The following is an 18,238-nucleotide window of genomic DNA, read 5'->3' on the forward strand; positions in this document are numbered from 1 at the left end:
GTTTGAGAGTTCCCCGGAAGAGCTCGCCCTATTCCACGACTCGATCAGGGGCGTGGTGAAACGCCTTCGAGTGACGAGGTGTAACGCACCGCCATGTGAGCGGATTCACCCAGCGTGGAAGGTGTTCTGAGCCGCCGCGAGACCGGTGCTGATAAGCGCTTCAACGGCGTCGGCGCAACGATCGATCTCGAAAGCGAGCTCTTTGCGTTCGACCGTCGAGAAGTCTTTCAGCACGAAATCGGCCGGATCCTGCCGCCCCGGAGGCCTGCCGACGCCGAAACGGACACGGTAGTAATCCTTCGTGCCCAGGGATTTGGTGATCGAGCGGAGACCGTTGTGGCCGTTGTCGCCGCCGCCCAGCTTCATCTTGATCGCGCCGAAGTCGACGTCCAGCTCGTCGTGGACGACCACGACACCGGCCGGGGGGATCTTGTAGAACCGGGCCGCGCCCACGACCGGGCCGCCCGAGAGGTTCATGTACGAACGCGGCTTGACCAAAACCACCCGCTGGCCCGCCAGCCTGCCTTCGAGGATTTCGGCGCCGCTCTTGTGCGCTTTGAACTTGCCGCCGACGCGGCCGGCCAGTTCGTCGAGCACCATGAAGCCGACGTTGTGCCTGTTGCCCGCGTATTGGGGGCCGGGATTGCCGAGGCCGGCGAGCAGGATCTGCTCGCCGGCCCCGGGAAGTACTGCTTCGGTCACACCGGTGACTTTATTCGGCGTCCTCGGCGGGGGTTTCCGCAGCCTCGGCCTCTTCGCCCTCGAGCGAGGACTCGGACGGCGCCTCGTTCACGGCGACGACCAGCGCCTCGGCGTCGGTGACCAGGGTGGCGCCCTGCGGCAGGGTGACCTGCGAGGCGAGGATCTGGGTGCCGGCTTCGACGCCCTCGACCGAGACCTCGACCTGCTCGGGGATGTGCAGCGCCTCGACCTCGACCTGGAGGGTGTCGAGGTCGGTGGTGACCAGGGTGCCCGGGCCCGCGGTGCCGGTGACGACGACCGGGACGTCGACGGTGACCTTCTCGCCGCGGCGGACGACCAGCAGGTCGACGTGCTCGATGTAGTTCTTCAGCGGGTGGACGACGATGGTCTTCGTCAGCGCCAGCTCGCTCTTGCCCTCGAGCTCGAGGGTGATGACGGCGTTGCTGCCGTTCTCACGCACGACGCGGGCGAACTCGAGGGCGGGCAGGGCGTAGTGGCGCGGGTCCGAGCCGTGCCCGTACAGCACCGCGGGGATCTTGCCGGCGCGACGCGTGCGACGCGCGGCACCCTTGCCGAATTCGGTGCGGGGCTCGACGGACAGGCTTACCTCGGACACGGTGTAGCACTCCTTCAATTCACCAACATGTTCAGCGAAAGCATGCTGAGGTGGGGATGGTTCGGGCGGTTCGGGTGTTCGGCGGCGAATTCCACAGGCGTGCTCGACCGCGTGTGGCCACTCAAGCCGCCGCGTCGATCACGTCGGGCACCAGGTGCTCACGGAACCCGCCTCGCCGAGACCGGGAAAGTGTAGACCAAGCGGTCGTGCCGGGGTCCCGCCGGGTGGCTCGTTCAGGTGACAAGTCGGTGACAGCTGCTTCGGGAACCCGCGGATGCGGTGGTGCGCGACCCCTTTTCTAAGGTGTGATCTCCTCGCACTCGAGACAAGGGGGCGGAATGGCGGCACGACGGTCGAGGATCGGCGCGATCGCCGCCTTGTGCTGCCTCCTGGCGGGTTGCGACGTCGCCATCGACGGGGCGGCCGGGATCTCGCCCGCCGAGCAACAGCGGGTGGACAGGCGCGCCGAACAGCGCGGCGCTGTCGAGAGTGCGCTGAAGGCGCTTGAACAAGCGCCCGCCGTCGTCTACAAGTCGACAATCAAGGACGCTTCGGGCAAACCTGCCGAACTGCAGTTCCGGATCACTCGTAACGGCAGCGCGCAGGGGGCCCTCCCGGTCGACGGTCAGCCGATCCAGATCGTGTCCGCCGACAAACAGCTGTACCTCTCGGCGACGCCGGAGTACTGGAAGGCGCACGGGCTCGGCAACAGCGAGCAGTACGGCACCAACTGGGTCCGTACGGACGGCTCGGACCTGCCGGTGAACGCGGTCGAGGTGCTCAGCCCGCGCAAGGCCGCGTCGACGTTGAGGACCGCGGTGTCCGCGATGGACCCGCTGACCGATCCGGTCCGGTCGAAGTTGCCCGACGGGACCGAGGTCTACGACGTCGGGAGTGGGCTCGGGGCACTGCGGGTGACCACCGCCGCGCCGCATCGAGTCGTCAGCTTCGCGCCTTCCCTCGTCGCCGCGGCGGGCGGTAAGACGCTCGGTGCCGAAATGCGAGTCGAACCGCTCGCCGGGGATGCGCTGAAGAAACTCCAGACGGATCTGGACGGCGCGATCGGGGGAATCGGGCAGCCGTTCGACGCGCTCGCCCAAGTGAGTGTCAGCGTCGTCAACGACAAGCTGGACTGCACGGATTTCGTCGGAACCTGCCGGGCGACGATCGACGTGGCCAACACCGTCATCGGTGGCGTGAGCGGGACGCCCGTGCATTTGACGCTGACCGTCGATTTCTCCGCGCAATCGCTCGGCGCCCAGAGCTGTACGGCGAACGCCGACGCGGCACCCGGTGCCACGACGAGCATGACCTGCGAGGTCAAATTCAAGTTGCCGAATCGGAACGCCAGCTATCAGGTACAGGCGAAGCCTTCGGCGCGCGGCGAGGTCCGGGCGGCGCTCGACGTCAACGCCGTCCGCGAGAAGCTCAAGTCCGAGTTCGCCGCGCTGGGTGGCTGACCTGCACACTCACCTCCGGGTGCGTTGCATACGTTGAAGTAGCCGATCTCGCGTTCTTAGCATCGGCGTGGTCGCCGATGAAAAGGGAGAAACGCGATGGCGAAGTTGGTTGTGTTCGGTGGAACCGGATACGCGGGCGGAAAGATCGCCGAGGAGGCGCGCGGCCGCGGTCACGAGGTCCTGGTGGTGTCGAGGAACGCGGAAGGCGAGGGCACCCGGGCGGGCTCGCTCTACGACGAGGCCTTCCTGGCCGACGTCGCCAAGGGAGCGGATGTCCTGGTCATCGCGGTTCACGGGCAGAGCGGCCTGCTCGACGCGGTGCCCTCGATCGCCCAGATCGCGAAAGACAACGGAGCGCGGATCGGCGTCGTCGGCGGGGCCGGCAGCCTGAAGGTGGCCGAAGACGGGCCGCGCCTGATCGACACCCCCGAGTTCCCGGACGAGTACAAGGGCGAGGCCGGTGCGCACGCCGAGGTGCTGGAGGCGTTCCGGAAACTTCCCGAGGACGTCGACTGGTTCTACCTCAGCCCGGCCGCGGAGTTCGGCGCGTGGGCCGAGGGCGAGCGGACCGGCGAGTTCCGGCTCGGCGATGACGTGCTGCTGACCGACGAGAACGGTGGGTCGAAGATCAGCGGCGCCGACTACGCGATCGCGTTCGTCGACGAGATCGACAAGCCGGAGCGCCGCCGTCAGCGTTTCTGCGTCGCCTACTGACCGGACAGTTCCTTGACGACCGGCGCGAACGTTTCCAACATCGGCTCGAACACCGTGATGTAGGAGAAGCCGTACCTTTCGCGGCGCTCTTGGAGCTGCCGGACCATCTCGTCGGTGGTCCCGAACAGCAATTGGGGTGTTTCGAGCACGGCGTCGACGTCGAGGCTGTCCTGGTCCTTCAGCTCTTCGCGCCAGGACTCGGCGGCCGCGCGCCGGTCGTCCGTGACCACGACCCGCTGGACGAGCATGTTCAGTTCGGGATCCCGGCCGTTCGTGTGTGAACGAAAGAAGGCGACGCGCTCGTCCATGCGTTCGGCGTCGTCGAGCCGGAAGGTTCCCGGCGGCTTTCCCGGTGCTTGACGAAGGCCCGCGAAGCCGGCGATGTCGGCTTCGCGGGCGGCGAGGGAGAGCACGCCGTCGCTGTTGCCCGCGAGGAGCAGTGGCGGGGGCGTGATCCCTTCGGCGGCGAAGTGTTCGCGCAGGTGGTCAAGGCCCTTGGTGAGGTACTCGATACGTTCCTTGGCCGGGATCCACGGCAGGCCGGCCTCGTCGAATTCCGATTTCATGTGACCGGAGCCGAGACCGAGGTCCAGCCGATCGCCGGTCATCTTCACCGTCGTGACGACGTCGCGCGCGAAGAGCGCGAAGTTGTAGAAGGGCACGTTGGAGACGAGAGTGCCGACGCGGGGCCGTTCAGTCACCGCGGCGGCCATGGTCAGCGCCGGGAAAGGCGAGTTCCGTCCTGAGCCGAGGTGATCCGGCACGGAGATGACGTCGTATCCGAGTGCCTCGACGCGGCGGCACTTCGCGACCCAGTTTTCGCGGTTCTCGGCGCCCCACAGGTTCACGCCGAACTTGAATTTCCCCATGCCGGAAACCTAGCCACGCGGGGAGGCCGGGCGCGCGCCGTTTCGCGAGGAGCCGAAAACGAAGCAAGGGACCTTTGCTCTCACTCTCCGAAAGAGAGTGGTAGCAAAGGTCCCTTGCTTCGTCGGGGGTCAGGCGTTGCCGTCGAAGAGGGACGTGACCGACCCGTCCTCGAACACCTGCTGGATCGCCTGCGCCAGCAGCGGCGCGATGGACAGCACGGTCAGCCCGGGGAACCGCTTCTCCTCCGGGATCGGCAGCGTGTTGGTGACGATCACCTCGCGTGCCTTGCAGTTCGACAGCCGCTCGGTGGCGGGGTCGGACAGGATGCCGTGGGTCGAGGCGATGACGACGTCGGCCGCGCCCTCGTCGAGCAGGGCCTCGGTGGCCTTCACGATCGTGCCGCCGGTGTCGATCATGTCGTCGATCAGCACGCACAGCTGACCGCGGACCTTGCCGACGACGCGGTTGGCGACGGCCTGGTTCGGCTTGTCCGGGTCGCGGGTCTTGTGGATGAAGGCGATCGGCCGGTCACCCAGCTGCGCCGCCCACTTCTCGGCGAGCCGCACCCGGCCCGAGTCCGGCGAGACGACGGTGATGTTCTCGTCCTGGTAGGTCTTGTTGATGTGCGCGGCCAGCACGTTCTGCGCGAGCAGGTGGTCGACGGGACCGTCGAAGAAGCCCTGGATCTGCGCGGTGTGCAGGTCGACCGTCATGATCCGGTCGGCGCCGGCGGTCTTGAACAGGTCCGCGATCAGGCGCGCGGAGATCGGCTCGCGGCCCTTGTGCTTCTTGTCCTGCCGCGCGTACGGGTAGAACGGCATGATCACGGTGATCCGCTTGGCGCTCGCGCGCTTGAGGGCGTCCACCATGATCAGCTGCTCCATCACCCATTCGTTGATGGGCGCCGGGTGGCTCTGGATCACGAACGCGTCGGTCCCGCGCACCGATTCGTTGAACCGGACGAAGATCTCCCCGTTGGCGAAGTTGTGCGCGGTCTGCGGGACGACCGACACGTTGAGGTGCTTGGCCACCTCTTCCGCGAGCTCCGGGTGCGCGCGCCCGGAGAACAGCATCAGGTTCTTCTTCGGTGTTCCGGACTTCGAGCTCATGCTGGCGACTCCCCGTCGTTTCCCTTATCTGAATCGGACACGGCGGTGGTGTCCTGCTTCGCGGCGGAAGCTGCTTCCGCCGCGGGTGTGCCCGGCCTGCGCCGGGACACCCAGTCTTCGATGTTGCGCTGCGGCCCGGTGGACACGGCGAGCGCGCCCGGGGGCACGTCTTGCCTGATCACGGTGCCTGCCCCACTGTAAGCGCCATCGCCGATGGTCACCGGGGCGACGAACGTGTTGTCCGCGCCGAGCCGCACATGGGAGCCGATCGTGGTGTGATGCTTGTTCACGCCGTCGTAGTTGACGAAGACGCTGGAACACCCGATGTTGCTGTTCTCGCCGATGGTCGCGTCGCCGACGTAGGTCAGGTGCGGGACCTTCGTGCCGGCGCCGATGTCGGCGTTCTTCGTCTCGACGAAAGCGCCGAGTTTGCCCTTGGTCCCCAGTTTGGAGCCGGGACGCAGGTAGGTGAACGGACCGACCTTCACGCCGTCGCCCAGTTCCGAATCGGAACCGTGCGTCCGCACCACCGACGCGCCCGCGCCGACGGAGACGTTTTCCAGAGTGCTGTCCGGCCCGATCTGCGAACCCTCGCCGACCGACGTCGAGCCCTTGAGCTGGACGCCGGGTTCGATGACGACGTCGCGCGACAAGGTCACGCCCGCGTCGATCCAGGTGCTCGCCGGGTCGACGACGGTGACACCCGCCCGCTGCCAGCCGCGGACGATCCGGCGGTTCAGCTCGGCGCCGAGGACGGAGAGCTGCACGCGGTCGTTGACGCCTTCGGTCACCCACGGGTCGTCGATGACCAGCGCGCCGACACCCTTGCCGTCGCCGCGGGCGATGCCGAGGACGTCGGTGAGGTAGAGCTCGCCCTGGGCGTTGTCGGTCGAAAGCTTCGAAAGCCCGTCGACCAGGACCGAGGCGTCGAAGGCGTACACGCCGGAATTGATTTCGGCGATTTCGTGCTGTTCGGGGGTGGCGTCCTTCTGCTCGACGATCGAGGTGACGACGCCGTTCTCATCGCGGATGATCCGGCCGTAACCGGTCGGGTTCTCGACGACCGCGGTCAGCACGGTGACCGCGTTCCCGGTGGAGGTGTGCTCCGCGACCAGGGAAGCGAGCGTTTCGGTGTCGAGCAGCGGGACGTCGCCGTAGCTGACGACCACGGTGCCGGTCAGCCCCGCGGGCAGCGCCGAGAGCGCGCACGAGACGGCGTGCCCGGTGCCCTTCTGCTCTTCCTGGACGGCCGTGACGACCTCGCGGCCGAGCGCCTCGCCGACGTTCGCCAGCCGGGCGCCGACCGAATCGCGACCGTGGCCGATGACGACGACCAGGTGCTCCGGGTTCAGTCCCGCGGCGGCCCGCACCGCGTGCTCGACCAACGGGCGGCCGGCGATCGGGTGCAGCACCTTCGGGGTGGACGAGCGCATGCGGGTGCCCTCACCCGCGGCGAGGATCAACGTGCTCAGCGGGCCGGTCACGGCACTCCCAACATTTCACCAACGGTGGTTGTCGGGCATTGATCCTACGTGGGCTGCTCGGCGTCCCACGCGGGGTCGGTCGGAGCATCCTCGCCGGGCCATCCGGTCACCGGATCGATGGCCATCGAGTTCACCGACGAAACCTGGTTCCCGCCGCCGCGTTTCGCCTGGTACATGGCCGCATCGGCGCGTGCGAGGACCTGCTCGGCCCGTTCCTGCGGGCGGAGCGACACAAGGCCGACGGAGAGGGTGACGCCGTGCGAAAGATGGTGCGGCAGAGATGCGACGGCATTCACAGAACGACCCAGCGCCTGTTTCGCCGCGGACGCCGGAGCCCCAGGTAGAAGCACGATGAACTCGTCTCCGCCGTAGCGGGCGACGACGTCGTCGCCGCGCAGGGCGTCACGTAGCGTGCTCGCGATGACACGGAGCACGTTGTCGCCTTCGGCGTGCGACTGCTTGTCGTTGACGTCCTTGAAGCCGTCGAGGTCGACCAGCGCCACCGCTAGCGGCTGGGCGTCGGCGGACGACGCCAGCGAACGCAGCTTCTCGTCGAGCGCGCGCCGGTTCGGCAACCCGGTGAGCGGGTCCTGCAAGGCCTGCTGGGTGATGGCGCCGTGCTCGGCGGAGAGCCGCTCGTGCTCCCGCCGCGCGTTGAGCGTGGCGATCTGCGATTCCCGCAGCGACCACATCTCGGTTTCCAGGATGGTGGCGTAGTCGATCAGCGACTGGCTCGCCCCGGACGCGTAGTCCGGCGTGGTGTCGAGCCTGGCCAGCTCGCGGGCGAGGTTCAACCGCATCGACGGCAGCGAGCCCTCTTCGTTGTCCTCCCGGACCTCCTTGAGCACCTGCAGCGCGTCCTCGCGGCGGCCGTCGTTGTCCAGGCAGCGGGCCAGCGCGATGGCGATGATCTCGCGTTCGTGCGGGAACACCAGTTCCGGATGCAGCAGCGAGGTCAGCCGCTCGATATGCGACGAATCGGGCGACGCCAGCGCGGCCGCGGCGGCGAGCACGCCGACCTGGTCGATCGCGGGCACCCCGGCCTTGCGCGGGAACAGCGATTCGGTGAACGGGCCTTCGGCGGCCTGGGCCATCGACGCCGCGGTGCGGAACTTGTCCGCCCCCTCGTCGTACCGCTCGATGCGTTCGAGACGGAGGCCCCAGCCCAGCAGCATCTTGACCCGGTTGATCAGCTGGAGCGCGATCTCGTGCGGGCTGGCGCTGTCGCGGATCGCCTGCGCCGCGCGAGCGATGGCCTCCTCGGCCGCCTCGTAGACACCCAGCTGGTTCAGCACCAGCCAGCAGTCGACCAGGGTCGTGGACAGCATCCGGTCCCAGTTGCGCCTGCCGACCTGGCGGTCCGGGACCGCGGAGTCGTCGAGGATGGCCAGCGCCCTGGCGATCTCGGTGAGGGCGGCGTCCTCCTGTTTGGCGATCACCAGGCGGCGGCCACGCATGGCGTGCGCGTCGGCCCGCATCAGCGCGAGACCGTGCCGCCGGGTGTGCGCGAGCATCTCGTCGAGCCTGGGCTCGGCTTCGGCGGCGAGACCGCGGGTGACCAGCCTGGCCATAGCGGAGTAGCGGAGCAGCTGGGCGACCAGGAGCGGTTCGCCGCGGCGTTGCGTCTCGTCGAGGAGCTCGTCGAGGCTGGTGACGATGTCCAGCTGCTCGGCGAAGCTGACACGCTGTATGGCCGCACCGAGTTCGCGCGCGCGACCGTAGAGCCAGGCGTCGGACATCTCCGCAAGCGCCGGCCGCCTGCCACTGGTCGTCGCGTCCTCGGTCAGCCGCACACACCCCCACCGTTGAAAACGCCGCTGGTCATCTGTTCGTCTGCTCCGCCGCCAGGATTCGAACCTGAACTGTCAGAACCAAAATCTGAAGTGCTGCCGATTACACTACGGCGGATCGATCCTGGTCAGGATAGCCATGTCGGGGACGTCCACGTGCGCCCGGGGGTGGCGTCACCGTCGCGGGCACTCCACAGGGGACCAAACCTCCTGTACCGTAACTTACGGCATCGTAGGTAAGGTCACCCTTAGGGAAGCCCTGGGGGTTGCGCATAGAAAAGAAGTGACTGCATGACGGCTACCCTGGACCGTTCCCAGAAGCCCGCGAAGGGCCCCAAGCCGGTAATCGAAGGACATCGATCGAGCGGCGTGCAGCTCTCGGTCTACCTCGGGGTCATCTTCCCGCTCGCCGCGTTGCTCGCGGCCGTCCCGTTCGCCTGGGGCTGGGGACTGACCTGGGTCGACGTCGGCCTGTTCGTCGTCTTCTACGCGATCAGCGGGCTCGGCATCACCGTTTCGTACCACCGCTACTTCACGCATGGCTCGTTCAAGGCCAAGCCGTGGCTGCGCGTCGCGATGGCGATCGCCGGCAGCATGGCCGTCCAGGGCCCCGTGATCACCTGGGTCGCCGACCACCGGCGCCACCACGCCTTCTCCGACCGCGACGGCGACCCGCATTCGCCGTGGCTGTTCGGGACGACACCGGTCGCCATCGCCAAGGGGTTCTGGCACGCGCACATGGGCTGGCTGTTCGATCGAGACCAGACCAATGCGGAGCGCTTCGCGCCCGACCTGGTGAAGGACCCGGCCATCAAGAAGGTCGACGACCTGTTCTGGCTGTGGAGCCTGCTCACCCTGGTGCTGCCCGCGATCCTCGGTGGACTGATCACCTGGTCGTTCTGGGGCGCGGTGACCGCGTTCTTCTGGGCCGGGCTGGTGCGGGTCTGCGTGCTGCACCACGTGACCTGGTCGGTCAACTCGGTCTGCCACATGATCGGCGAGCGCCCGTTCGCCGCCCGCGACAAGTCGGCCAACTTCTGGCCGCTGGCGATCTTCTCCTTCGGCGAGTCGTGGCACAACCTGCACCACGCCGACCCGACCTCGGCGCGGCACGGGGTGCAGCGCGGTCAGATCGACATTTCCGCGCGGCTCATCTGGATTTTCGAGAAGTTCGGCTGGGCCTACGACGTGCGCTGGCCGACCCCGCAGCGCCTCGCGCGCATCGCGACCGAAAGCAGATAGCGAGGTCGCGTTAGTCTTCTGCGATGGCGGGGAGAAGGCGGACCAAACGTGAAGCGGTCACCGGGGCGCGTCCTGTCGCCCCGGTGGCCCGGGTGCGGATGACGGGGACCGAGCGCAGACAGCAGCTGCTCAACGTCGCCAGGGCCCTTTTCGCGGAGAAGGGTTTCGAAGGAACGTCCATCGAGGAGATCGCGCACCGCGCGAACGTCTCCAAACCGGTGGTGTACGAGCACTTCGGCGGCAAGGAAGGCATCTACGCCGTCGTCGTCGACCGCGAGACGCAGCTGCTGCTCGACCGGATGGTCTCCACCCTCCACGGTGGACACCCGAGGGTGATGCTGGAGCAGGCGGCGATCGCGTTGCTCTCCTACGTCGAAGACTCGCACGACGGCTTCCGCATCCTGGTGCGGGATTCGCCGGTCGCGAGTTCGACGGGCACGTTCTCGACGGTGCTGAACGACATCGCCAGCCAGGTCGAGCACATCCTCGCGCAGCAGTTCGCCGCCCGGGGCTACGACGAGAAGCTGGCCGCGCTGTACGCGCAGGCGCTCGTCGGGATGGTGGCGCTCACCGGGCAGTGGTGGCTCGACGCCCGGAAACCGAAACGCGACGAGGTCGCCGCGCATCTGGTCAACCTGGCGTGGAACGGTCTGTCCAATTTGGAGCACAAGCCCAAGCTGCGGCTGCACTGAGACCTGCGTCGCGCGGCAGTAACGTTTCCCGGGTGGTGAGCGCTAGGTCCCCATAGAGATCATCCAACTGGGGGAACAACCGTGGAGAACTTTCCCGCGCCCGCCGTCGAACAGATGGTGCCGCAGAAGAAGAGAACGTGGCTGAAGCCGGTCATCCGCTTGGGCATCTTCGGTGTCGTCGCCCTGATCGCGTTCTTCGTGGCGAATCCGTTCACGGCGTCGAGCACCGAGGTCGGCGCTTGCCTCAAGGGCAGTGTCGACAACGCGGACAGCGTCAAGAGCACCGAATGCGGAACTCCGGACGCGAACTTCAAAGTCGTCGGAAAACAGGAGAACAAGTCGGAAATCGGGCTCAGGCTCTCGGGCGGGTCCGAATGCGACGACTACCCGACGACCGACGCGTACTTCTTCCAAGGAAAGAGGGGGGCCACCGACGGCACCCTGCTCTGCCTGGAAGACCTGAAGAACCCGGGCGAACGGGCGCCGGTCGTCGGTGACTGCCTCCCCGACGGCGTCATCGGCGCGAAGAAGCTCACGAAGGAGGACTGCGCGACAGCGCGGTACAAGGTCCTCGCCATCGAAAAGAGCGCGACCTTCCTCATCGACGGCAGCACGGTGTGCACCCAGGTGCCGTCGACCGACGAGAAGATCCAGTGGCAGCGGTCGGGCGGCACGCTCCCGCAGTCGCGGGTGCTGTGCCTGGACGACCTCAAGAAGTAGCGGTCAGCGCAGGAGGCCGGTCTCCCGCAGGTGGTCGAAGATGAGCTTGCCCACCGCGGAGAGCCGGTCCCTGTCCTCGTGGCCCAGCCACGCGATTTCCTCGATTTCGCTGCTGGCCGTGGGTGTTCCGCTGAATTCGGCGAGATAGCAGGTCGTCCGGACCACGAGCCCCGACGGGTGCCCGTCGGCTTGGGCCTCGAACGAGCCGGCGGGCTCGATCGTCGCCGGATCGATCTCGACGTTCAGTTCCTCGCGGATTTCGCGGACCAGGGTCTCGGCGTCGGTTTCACCGGGTTCGCGTTTGCCGCCGGGCAGGTAGAACACGGATTTGCCGCGCGAGCGGGCGCCGAGGACACGGCCGTCCTGGAAATACAGCAACGCGATTTTGTCGATCATGGTTCAGCCCAGCGCCGCGGCGGTTTCGGCGGTCGTGAGCACTTCGCCCAGCCGCGGGAACACCTTCGTGATCGCCGATTCGTGGGAGATCGCGGCGATACCCGCCATCGCGTCCGAAACGGCGATGGTCTCGTAGGCGTGGTCGATCGCGGCCCGCAGCGTCGATTCGACGCCGTACTCGGTGGCGATCCCGGCGAGCACCAGCGTCTTCACGCCGAGCCCGCGCAGGAGTTCGTCGAGTCCGGTGCGGTAGAACGCGCCGATCGTGTTCTTGGTGATCAGATGCTCGCCCTGGCGAGGTGTCAGTTCTGCGACCAGTTCGCTGCCGGGCGGCTGCTCGTCGACGTCCGGCCGATGTGCCCGCACGTGGACGATCGGCGAGCCGGCCGCGCTGAAGGCGTCTCGCAGCAGGACGGCGTTCGCTACGACTTCGGTGCCTTCGATCGGCACGGTCTCCAGTGCGACGATCCGGGTCTGGAGGTCGATCAGGACGAGCGCCGTCGTCGCCGGGTCGATCTTCGTCATGCGGGCAGCCTAGTGGTCCCTATGCTGGAGACATGGGGCAGAACAGGGAAGTAGTGGTCACCGGCGGCGGAACGGGAATCGGCTACGCGGTCGCGGCGGCCTTCGCCGCGCGAGGTGATCGGGTGACGATCACCGGCCGTCGCGAGCAGGTCCTCACCGAGGCCGCCACGTTGCTCGGCGCGCACCCGGTCCCGTTCGACGCGGCCGATCCGGAGGCGGTGGAACGCGCACTGGCCGACTTGCCGGAGCGCGTCGACGTCCTGGTCAACAACGCGGGCGGGAACACCGACTTCCGCGGCGGGCAGGCCGAAGACCTGAAGTCGTTCGCCGCGAACTGGCAGGCGAATCTCGACGCGAACGTCTTCACCGCCGTCCTGGTCACCCGTGCCTTGCGGGAAAGGTTCGCCGACGGGGCGCGGATCGTCACCATCGGCTCGATCGCCGCGCGTACCGGGGCGGGTTCCTACGGTGCCGCCAAGGCCGCGCTGGAGGCGTGGAACGTCGACGTGGCAAGGGAATTCGGGCCGCGCGGGATCACCGCGAACATCGTCGCGCCCGGGCTGGTCGGCGAAACCGAGTTCTTCCAGGGCAAGCTCTCCGACGAGCGCCGGGCGTGGCTGATCGGCAACACGCTGACCAAACGCGCCGGCGAACCCGCGGACGTCGCCGAAGTGGTCGCCTTCCTGGCGAGCCCCGAGGCGCGGCACGTCACCGGGCAGATCGTCCACGTCAACGGCGGCGCGCACCTCGGCCGTTAGGCCGTGTCCTGCAAGTCTTGTTCGCGGTCTTCGCGCCCAGGCGGTCCCTGGCGGCACGGGCGGATGCGGCCGAGTACGACCCGGTACGAGGCCGATCCGCCCGCACCGTCAGGAACCACCTGGATCACGAAGCCCATCGAACAGACTTACAGGACACGGCCTAAGCGCCGGGCGTGACCTTCAGCAGTTTGTCGTCCTGGCCTTCCGAAGTGGTGATGTAGAGGGCGCCGTCCGGACCGCCGCGGACGGCGCGCAGCCTGCCGAACTTGTCGTCGAACTCCGGCGGCAGCGTCACTTCGGTGACCTTGCCGGCGTCGTCGAGGCGGAACAGCAGGAGTTTCTGTCCCTTCAGCGCCGTCACGGCGAGCGAACCTTCGAGCGCTCCCCACTGCGAGCCGGTGAGGAACTCGGCGCCGCAGATCGCCTCGGTGATCTCCCCGGTCGTCCACAAAGGACTGACGGCGTCCGGGAAGCGCTGCTTGTCCGTCATCGGGACGCTTTCGTCGTAGCTGGTCTCGGTGCCGCCCTTGGACGGGTCCCAGCCGTAGTTCCCTCCCGCGGTCTCCAGGTTGACCTCGTCGTCGATGGTCGGCCCGTGCTCCGCGGTGAACACCTGCCCGGTACCCGGGCGGACCGTGACGCCCTGGACGTTGCGGTGCCCGTAGGTGAACACGCGCTGTTCGTTCTGGTTCGCGGATTTCGCGAACGGGTTGTCCGGCAACGCGTTCCCGGTCTTCGCGTCGACGCGCAGCACCTTGCCGCCGAGGCTCGTCCGGTCCTGCGGGTGCTGCGGGCGGGCGGTGTCCCCGGTGCCGACGAGGAGCGCGCCGTCCGCGCCGAACGCGGGACGGCAGCCGGAATGCCTGCCGCTGGGGTTCACCGGCAGCCCGGTCAGCAGGTCCTTGACCTTCGTGGCGCTCGCGCCGTCGTCCGAAAGCCGCCAGGTGACCAGCCGGATGTCGACGGCCTTGTCGCCTTCCTTGTGGGTCTGGCAGGTGATGAACTCGCGTGACGTCGCGAAGTCCTTGCTGATCACCATCCCCATCAGCCCGCCTTCGCCGCGTACGTGGACGTCGGAGAAGTCCGCGGCGACGTCACGCTTCGCGCCGCCCTCGATCAGGGCCAGCTTCCCGGGGCGCTGGGTGACGAGGATCTTCCCGTCCGGCAGGAAACCGACGTCCCAGCCGTGTTCGAGTCCGGCCGTCACCTGCTCGACCTTCAGCTTCGACACCGCGGGCTTCGAGGTGACCGGCGGCGCGCTCTGCACCGTCTCGCTCGACGCCCCGGAACAGGCCGTGACCAGCAAGGACAGGGAAGCGAACGCGACGGCGGCGGAGGTGCGCATGACATCAGCATGCCACCGGGCTCAACCGCCCGCGCGAACCAAACCGCTTTCGTAGGCGAACACGACCGCGTGCACACGGTCGCGCAGCGAGAGCTTCGCGAGGATCCGGCCGACGTGGGTCTTCACGGTCGTCTCCCCGATGTAGAGCTTCGCGGCGATTTCGGAGTTCGTCAGGCCGCGCGCGATCAGCGAGAGGACGTCCTTCTCGCGTTCGGTCAGCGTTTCGAGCCGCGCGCTCTCACCGGCGTCCCGTTCGTCGGTCAGGTAGCGGTCGAGCAGCCGTTTCGTCACCGAGGGGGAGACCATCGAATCGCCGCGGAGGACACCTCGGATCGCCACGAGGATTTCGTCGGCGGGCGCGTCCTTGACGAGGAAGCCACTGGCACCGGCACGCAACGCGGCGTACGCGTACTCGTCGAGGTCGAACGTGGTGATCATCAGGACCCGGGTGTCCGGAAGCGACCGGCAGATCCGCTCGGTCGCCGCGACGCCGTCGAGTACGGGCATCCGGACGTCCATCAGGACCAGATCCGGCCGCAGCTTCTCGGCGGCCTCGACCGCTTCGGCGCCGTTGGTGGCTTCGCCCGCGACGGTCAGGTCGTCCTGGCTGGTGACGATCATCCCCATCCCGACCCGGACCAGTTCCTGGTCGTCGCAGATCAGTACCTTCACCGCCGTCATCCCGCCTCCACCACCAGATTCGCGGCGACCCGGTAGCCACCATCGCGGGTCGGCCCGGTGTCGAGGGTGCCGTGGAACATCTCGACGCGCTGGGTCATGCCGGTGATCCCCCGGCCGGACGACGGGAGCCGCGGCGCGACGGGTTCGCTCCCGCCCGTGTTCGTCACCTCGATCCGGACGTTCCGGCGGTGGCCGCCCTGGCCGAAATCGATCTCGACCTGGCCGCTCGCGTCGCCCGGCGCGTGTTTGATCATGTTGGTCAGCGACTCCTGGACGATGCGGTACGCCTGCAGCGCGGCGCTCGGCGGCAACCCCTCGGCGTCCCCGGTGACCTGGAGATCCACGTCCCGTCCGCTCGCGCTGACCTGCGCGACCAGGTCGCGAAGCTCCGCGACGGTCGGCTGCGGGCTTCGGGCGGCTTCGCCGGCATGGAGGACCTCCAGCAGACGGCGCAGCTCGGCGAGCGCGTCGCGGCCGGCCTTGCCGATCGTGTCGAGTGTCCGGTCGACGACCTCGGGATCCTTGTCGCGCATGAGTTTCGCGCCCTCGGCGTTGATCACGATGACGCTCACGCTGTGCGCGAGGACGTCGTGCAGTTCGCGGGCGATGCGGGTGCGTTCCTCGGCGACGGCGGCCCGGGCGCGGGCCTCCTGTTCGGACGCGGCCAGCTCCGCCTTCGTCGCTTCCTCCGCCGAAAGCCGTTGCCGCGCACGGAAGAATTCGCCGAGCGCCCAGGCGGCGACGTGCAGCGGGATCGTCGCGCCGATGGCGAGCCAAGTGCCCTGTTCGGTGGTGACTCCCCAGGCGAGACCCCACGTGACGTCGAGGGCGACGATCGCGGCGGCGATCACCGCGGCGAAGCGGCGGTTCCCCGCGCGGACCAGCGTGTAGAGCGCGACGGCCATGGCCAGTTCGCCCCGGCCGCGGTCGTAGGCCCAGAGCTCCGTCGTGTACTGCGCGGTCACCCCGGCGACGATCAGCACCGCGACGATCTCGGGGTGACGCCGCCGCCAGAGCAGCGGCACGAGGAAGAGGTACGGCACCAGCAGGACGGCCTTGGGGGCCGACGACGATCCTGTCGGCGCGAGGAAGACGAACCACGCGTACAGGGGAAGGTCGGTCACCCACGGGTGGGCGCGAAGCCGGTCGAGCAGCCTTTGCACCGTTCGAACGTAACCTCGCCCGGCACGAGAGCGCGTCGTCCTGCGGTACCTCCGGGGTCCTCCCACAGGAGGACGGAATCGGCCGACGAAGCCGACGCGGAGCCACGAAACCCGTTCCTAGCGTCGGGAACATGTCGATCACCAGGGAATTCCTCCGTCATCCCGTCCTGACCGGGGCCGTCGCGGCCAGCTCCCCGAAACTCGCGGAGGCCATGACCGCGGGCCTCGGCCTGGAAAGCGCCAGGCTCGTCGTCGAGCTCGGCCCCGGGACCGGTGTGTTCACCGGGGCCGTCGTCCGCCGTCTGCCACCGGGCGCGCGGCTGATCGCGGTCGAGATCAATCCGCGGCTGGCGCGGGAACTGCGGTCCCGGCACGGGGACGTCGAGGTCGTCGAGGGGTCCGCCGAAAACCTGATTTCGTATGTGGACGAGGCCGCCGACGTCGTGGTCTCCGGACTGCCGTGGACGGTCATGCCCGGTGAACGGCAGCTGCGGATCCTCGACCAGGTGACGGAGATCCTCGCCCCGCACGGACGGTTCACGACGTTCGCCTACGCGCACGCGGCCTGGACGACACCCGCACGCCGGTTCTCCGCGGCGCTGCGGGACCGGTTCGCGGTGACCGGCCGGACCCCGTTGGTCTGGCCGAACCTGCCGCCCGCCTTCGTACATCGCGCGGCGCTGCCACAGAAAGCGGGGAGGCGTCGTGGACAGCCTGCTGCGGCCGCTTCTTGAGTCGCCGCCCGCGCTCGTCTACCTCGTCTGCGGCGCCCTGATCTTCCTGGAAACCGCGCTGCTGCCCGGAATCGTTCTGCCGACGTTGTCCAGCCTGCTGCTGATGGGGTTCCTCGCCGGACGGGGCACGCTCGACCTGCCGCTGGCGTTGACGGTCGCGATCGGCGCCGCCGTGGCCGGCGACCAGATCGCCTTCCTGGAGGGGCGGCGGCTGGGCCCGCGGCTGCGGACCACGCGATTCGGGCGGCGGTTCGGCCGGGATCGGTGGGAGCGCGTGGAACGGGCCGTCGCCCGGTACGGCGTTCCGGCCGTGATCGCCGGCCGCTGCCTGGCCGGGGTGCGGACCGTGGTGCCGCGTATCGCGGGTGCCGCCGAGATGCCGTACCGGCGGTTCGTGCCCGGGAGTGTCTGCGCGGCCGTGCTGTGGGCGTGCGCCGAGCTGTTCCTGGGCCACGCGGGCGCCTGGGTCAACGGGTGAGGATCGCCGCCGTCTCGGCGTCGGCGGGGAGGAAGGTCTCCAGTTTCAATTCCGAAACCGTGACATCGGCCGCGGTCGCGAACGTCGTGATGGCCGTGATCAGCCGCAGTTCACCCGCCGAAGTGGACAGGCGCATCGGCACCGCGAAACCGAGGTGATCGGGCCCTGGCGGGCCGGGAGCCGGAACGTAACCTTCGAGTTCGGCCAGCAGCGCGGTGAGCCGCTCGTCGGGCGCGTGGGCGATCTCCTGCGTCAACCGCTCCAGGATGTGCCGGGCCCAGTCCGCGAGGTTGCGCACCCTCGGCGCCATCCCCTTCGGGTGCAGCGCGAGCCGCAGGGTGTTGACCGGTTCCTCCAGCAGTTCCGGTGCCACGTCCTCGAACAGCAGGTCGAGCGCGTCGTTGCGGGCGACGAGCACGCCGTAGCGGTCGACCACGATGGCCGGATACGGGCGGTGCCCGTCGAGCAGCCGCCGCATACCGTCGAGGACCGGCCGCAGGCTCGGATCGTCCAATTCGGTTTCGGGGAAACCGGGGGCGAACCCGGCGGCGAGCAGCAGGCCGTTGCGTTCACGCAGGGGCAGTTCGAGCGATTCGGCGACGCGCAGCACCAGGCCGCGGCCGGGGATCGACCGGCCGCCTTCCAGGAAACTCACGTGCCGTTGCGTGGTACCGGCCCGGATCGCCAGCTCCAGCTGGGAAAGCCGCCGTCGTTCGCGCCAGCCCCGGAGCGCGGGGCCGAATCCGGAAACCATGGCGT

The 18,238-nt window shown here is 68.4% G+C and carries 20 protein-coding genes and 1 tRNA gene; 8 read left to right on the forward strand and 13 right to left on the reverse strand.

Going from position 1 to position 18,238, the window contains the following annotated elements; translation table 11 throughout:
* Positions 1–105: 105 nt before the first annotated feature.
* Together pth and DMC64_RS11785 are read right to left on the reverse strand one after the other, a co-directional pair.
* On the reverse strand, positions 106–702 hold the full coding sequence (pth, locus tag DMC64_RS11780) for an aminoacyl-tRNA hydrolase (RefSeq protein WP_125733497.1): 597 nt from the start codon (positions 700–702) through the stop codon (positions 106–108).
* A 10-nt stretch (positions 703–712) separates the two neighbouring features.
* On the reverse strand, positions 713–1,318 hold the full coding sequence (locus DMC64_RS11785; protein ID WP_125733498.1) for a 50S ribosomal protein L25/general stress protein Ctc: 606 nt from the start codon (positions 1,316–1,318) through the stop codon (positions 713–715).
* A gap of 338 nt (positions 1,319–1,656) precedes the next feature.
* Between DMC64_RS11785 and DMC64_RS11790 the strand changes: the two genes are divergently transcribed.
* On the forward strand, positions 1,657–2,778 hold the full coding sequence (locus DMC64_RS11790; protein ID WP_125733499.1) for a hypothetical protein: 1,122 nt from the start codon (positions 1,657–1,659) through the stop codon (positions 2,776–2,778).
* A gap of 96 nt (positions 2,779–2,874) precedes the next feature.
* Positions 2,875–3,492 carry an NAD(P)-dependent oxidoreductase gene (locus tag DMC64_RS11795; RefSeq protein ID WP_125733500.1) on the forward strand — a complete coding sequence of 206 codons (618 nt, stop codon included), beginning with the start codon at positions 2,875–2,877 and terminating at the stop codon, positions 3,490–3,492.
* Here DMC64_RS11795 and DMC64_RS11800 read toward each other — a convergent pair.
* The 5 genes from DMC64_RS11800 to DMC64_RS11820 form a co-directional block, all read right to left on the reverse strand.
* Complete coding sequence (locus tag DMC64_RS11800) at positions 3,486–4,361, reverse strand: TIGR03621 family F420-dependent LLM class oxidoreductase (protein WP_125733501.1); 876 nt, start codon at positions 4,359–4,361, stop codon at positions 3,486–3,488. The genes DMC64_RS11795 and DMC64_RS11800 overlap by 7 nt on opposite strands.
* Positions 4,362–4,490: 129 nt before the next feature.
* The gene (locus tag DMC64_RS11805; protein ID WP_037340645.1) at positions 4,491–5,471 is read right to left on the reverse strand and encodes a ribose-phosphate diphosphokinase; all 981 of its coding nucleotides are present in this window, start codon (positions 5,469–5,471) and stop codon (positions 4,491–4,493) included.
* Positions 5,468–6,955 (reverse strand): bifunctional UDP-N-acetylglucosamine diphosphorylase/glucosamine-1-phosphate N-acetyltransferase GlmU, encoded by a 1,488-nt coding sequence (gene glmU / locus DMC64_RS11810; RefSeq protein WP_037340648.1) that lies wholly within the window; start codon positions 6,953–6,955, stop codon positions 5,468–5,470. The genes DMC64_RS11805 and glmU overlap by 4 nt, the downstream gene beginning before the upstream one ends.
* 44 nt (positions 6,956–6,999) lie before the next feature.
* Positions 7,000–8,748: a diguanylate cyclase gene (locus DMC64_RS11815; RefSeq protein WP_037340650.1), complete on the reverse strand. Its 1,749-nt coding sequence runs from the start codon at positions 8,746–8,748 to the stop codon at positions 7,000–7,002.
* A gap of 43 nt (positions 8,749–8,791) precedes the next feature.
* Positions 8,792–8,863, reverse strand: a tRNA-Gln gene (locus DMC64_RS11820).
* Between the two features lie 173 nt (positions 8,864–9,036).
* On the opposite strand from DMC64_RS11820, the gene DMC64_RS11825 reads away from it, so the two are divergent.
* From DMC64_RS11825 to DMC64_RS11835, 3 genes are all read left to right on the forward strand, one after another.
* Entirely contained in the window at positions 9,037–9,987 is a 951-nt protein-coding gene (locus DMC64_RS11825; RefSeq protein ID WP_125733502.1) for an acyl-CoA desaturase, read from the forward strand.
* Positions 9,988–10,085: 98 nt separating this feature from the next.
* Positions 10,086–10,679 carry a TetR/AcrR family transcriptional regulator gene (locus tag DMC64_RS11830; RefSeq protein WP_037342446.1) on the forward strand — a complete coding sequence of 198 codons (594 nt, stop codon included), beginning with the start codon at positions 10,086–10,088 and terminating at the stop codon, positions 10,677–10,679.
* A gap of 81 nt (positions 10,680–10,760) precedes the next feature.
* The gene (locus DMC64_RS11835) at positions 10,761–11,399 is read left to right on the forward strand and encodes a hypothetical protein (protein ID WP_125733503.1); all 639 of its coding nucleotides are present in this window, start codon (positions 10,761–10,763) and stop codon (positions 11,397–11,399) included.
* Between the two features lie 3 nt (positions 11,400–11,402).
* Here the strand turns inward: DMC64_RS11835 and DMC64_RS11840 are convergent, their stop codons facing one another.
* On the reverse strand, positions 11,403–11,795 hold the full coding sequence (locus DMC64_RS11840; protein ID WP_125733504.1) for an NUDIX domain-containing protein: 393 nt from the start codon (positions 11,793–11,795) through the stop codon (positions 11,403–11,405).
* Positions 11,796–11,798: 3 nt separating this feature from the next.
* Positions 11,799–12,320, reverse strand: coding sequence for an isochorismatase family protein (locus DMC64_RS11845; RefSeq protein ID WP_125733505.1), 522 nt, complete (start codon positions 12,318–12,320; stop codon positions 11,799–11,801).
* Positions 12,321–12,352: 32 nt separating this feature from the next.
* Here DMC64_RS11845 and DMC64_RS11850 point away from each other — a divergent pair, with 32 nt between their 5' ends.
* The gene (locus DMC64_RS11850) at positions 12,353–13,078 is read left to right on the forward strand and encodes an SDR family NAD(P)-dependent oxidoreductase (RefSeq protein ID WP_125733506.1); all 726 of its coding nucleotides are present in this window, start codon (positions 12,353–12,355) and stop codon (positions 13,076–13,078) included.
* 160 nt (positions 13,079–13,238) lie between these two features.
* On the opposite strand, the gene DMC64_RS11855 is transcribed toward DMC64_RS11850, so the two are convergent.
* Genes DMC64_RS11855 through DMC64_RS11865 form a run of 3 tightly spaced genes read right to left on the reverse strand, consistent with a single transcriptional unit; the run spans position 13,239 to position 16,267 of the window.
* Positions 13,239–14,423, reverse strand: a complete 1,185-nt coding sequence (locus DMC64_RS11855; RefSeq protein ID WP_125733507.1) for a sorbosone dehydrogenase family protein — start codon at positions 14,421–14,423, stop codon at positions 13,239–13,241.
* A gap of 21 nt (positions 14,424–14,444) precedes the next feature.
* Complete coding sequence (locus DMC64_RS11860) at positions 14,445–15,104, reverse strand: response regulator transcription factor (protein ID WP_125733508.1); 660 nt, start codon at positions 15,102–15,104, stop codon at positions 14,445–14,447.
* Positions 15,101–16,267, reverse strand: coding sequence for a sensor histidine kinase (locus DMC64_RS11865; RefSeq protein WP_125733509.1), 1,167 nt, complete (start codon positions 16,265–16,267; stop codon positions 15,101–15,103). Before DMC64_RS11865 ends, DMC64_RS11860 begins: the two co-directional genes overlap by 4 nt.
* Before the next feature lie 131 nt (positions 16,268–16,398).
* On the opposite strand from DMC64_RS11865, the gene DMC64_RS11870 reads away from it, so the two are divergent.
* A complete protein-coding gene (locus DMC64_RS11870) occupies positions 16,399–17,001 on the forward strand; it encodes a class I SAM-dependent methyltransferase (protein WP_125733510.1) in 603 nt (200 codons plus the stop codon).
* Positions 16,973–17,479, forward strand: coding sequence for a DedA family protein (locus DMC64_RS11875; RefSeq protein ID WP_125733511.1), 507 nt, complete (start codon positions 16,973–16,975; stop codon positions 17,477–17,479). The genes DMC64_RS11870 and DMC64_RS11875 overlap by 29 nt, the downstream gene beginning before the upstream one ends.
* On the opposite strand, the gene DMC64_RS11880 is transcribed toward DMC64_RS11875, so the two are convergent.
* Complete coding sequence (locus DMC64_RS11880; protein WP_038508252.1) at positions 17,469–18,233, reverse strand: helix-turn-helix transcriptional regulator; 765 nt, start codon at positions 18,231–18,233, stop codon at positions 17,469–17,471. The genes DMC64_RS11875 and DMC64_RS11880 overlap by 11 nt on opposite strands.
* Positions 18,234–18,238 lie beyond the last annotated feature (5 nt).

Origin of the sequence: Amycolatopsis sp. WAC 04197, assembly GCF_003947475.1 — a bacterium.
GTDB classification, from domain to species: Bacteria; Actinomycetota; Actinomycetes; order Mycobacteriales; family Pseudonocardiaceae; genus Amycolatopsis; species Amycolatopsis japonica.

Coding starts and splice junctions, on each gene's coding strand:
- DMC64_RS11790 (WP_125733499.1), top strand. CDS start 1,657: ATGGCGGCACGACGGTCGAGGATCGGCGCGATCGCCGCCTTGTGCTGC.
- DMC64_RS11795 (WP_125733500.1), top strand. CDS start 2,875: ATGGCGAAGTTGGTTGTGTTCGGTGGAACCGGATACGCGGGCGGAAAG.
- DMC64_RS11800 (WP_125733501.1), bottom strand. CDS start 4,361: ATGGGGAAATTCAAGTTCGGCGTGAACCTGTGGGGCGCCGAGAACCGC.
- DMC64_RS11805 (WP_037340645.1), bottom strand. CDS start 5,471: ATGAGCTCGAAGTCCGGAACACCGAAGAAGAACCTGATGCTGTTCTCC.
- DMC64_RS11825 (WP_125733502.1), top strand. CDS start 9,037: ATGACGGCTACCCTGGACCGTTCCCAGAAGCCCGCGAAGGGCCCCAAG.
- DMC64_RS11830 (WP_037342446.1), top strand. CDS start 10,086: ATGACGGGGACCGAGCGCAGACAGCAGCTGCTCAACGTCGCCAGGGCC.
- DMC64_RS11840 (WP_125733504.1), bottom strand. CDS start 11,795: ATGATCGACAAAATCGCGTTGCTGTATTTCCAGGACGGCCGTGTCCTC.
- DMC64_RS11845 (WP_125733505.1), bottom strand. CDS start 12,320: ATGACGAAGATCGACCCGGCGACGACGGCGCTCGTCCTGATCGACCTC.
- DMC64_RS11850 (WP_125733506.1), top strand. CDS start 12,353: ATGGGGCAGAACAGGGAAGTAGTGGTCACCGGCGGCGGAACGGGAATC.
- DMC64_RS11855 (WP_125733507.1), bottom strand. CDS start 14,423: ATGCGCACCTCCGCCGCCGTCGCGTTCGCTTCCCTGTCCTTGCTGGTC.
- DMC64_RS11860 (WP_125733508.1), bottom strand. CDS start 15,104: ATGACGGCGGTGAAGGTACTGATCTGCGACGACCAGGAACTGGTCCGG.
- DMC64_RS11870 (WP_125733510.1), top strand. CDS start 16,399: ATGTCGATCACCAGGGAATTCCTCCGTCATCCCGTCCTGACCGGGGCC.
- DMC64_RS11880 (WP_038508252.1), bottom strand. CDS start 18,233: ATGGTTTCCGGATTCGGCCCCGCGCTCCGGGGCTGGCGCGAACGACGG.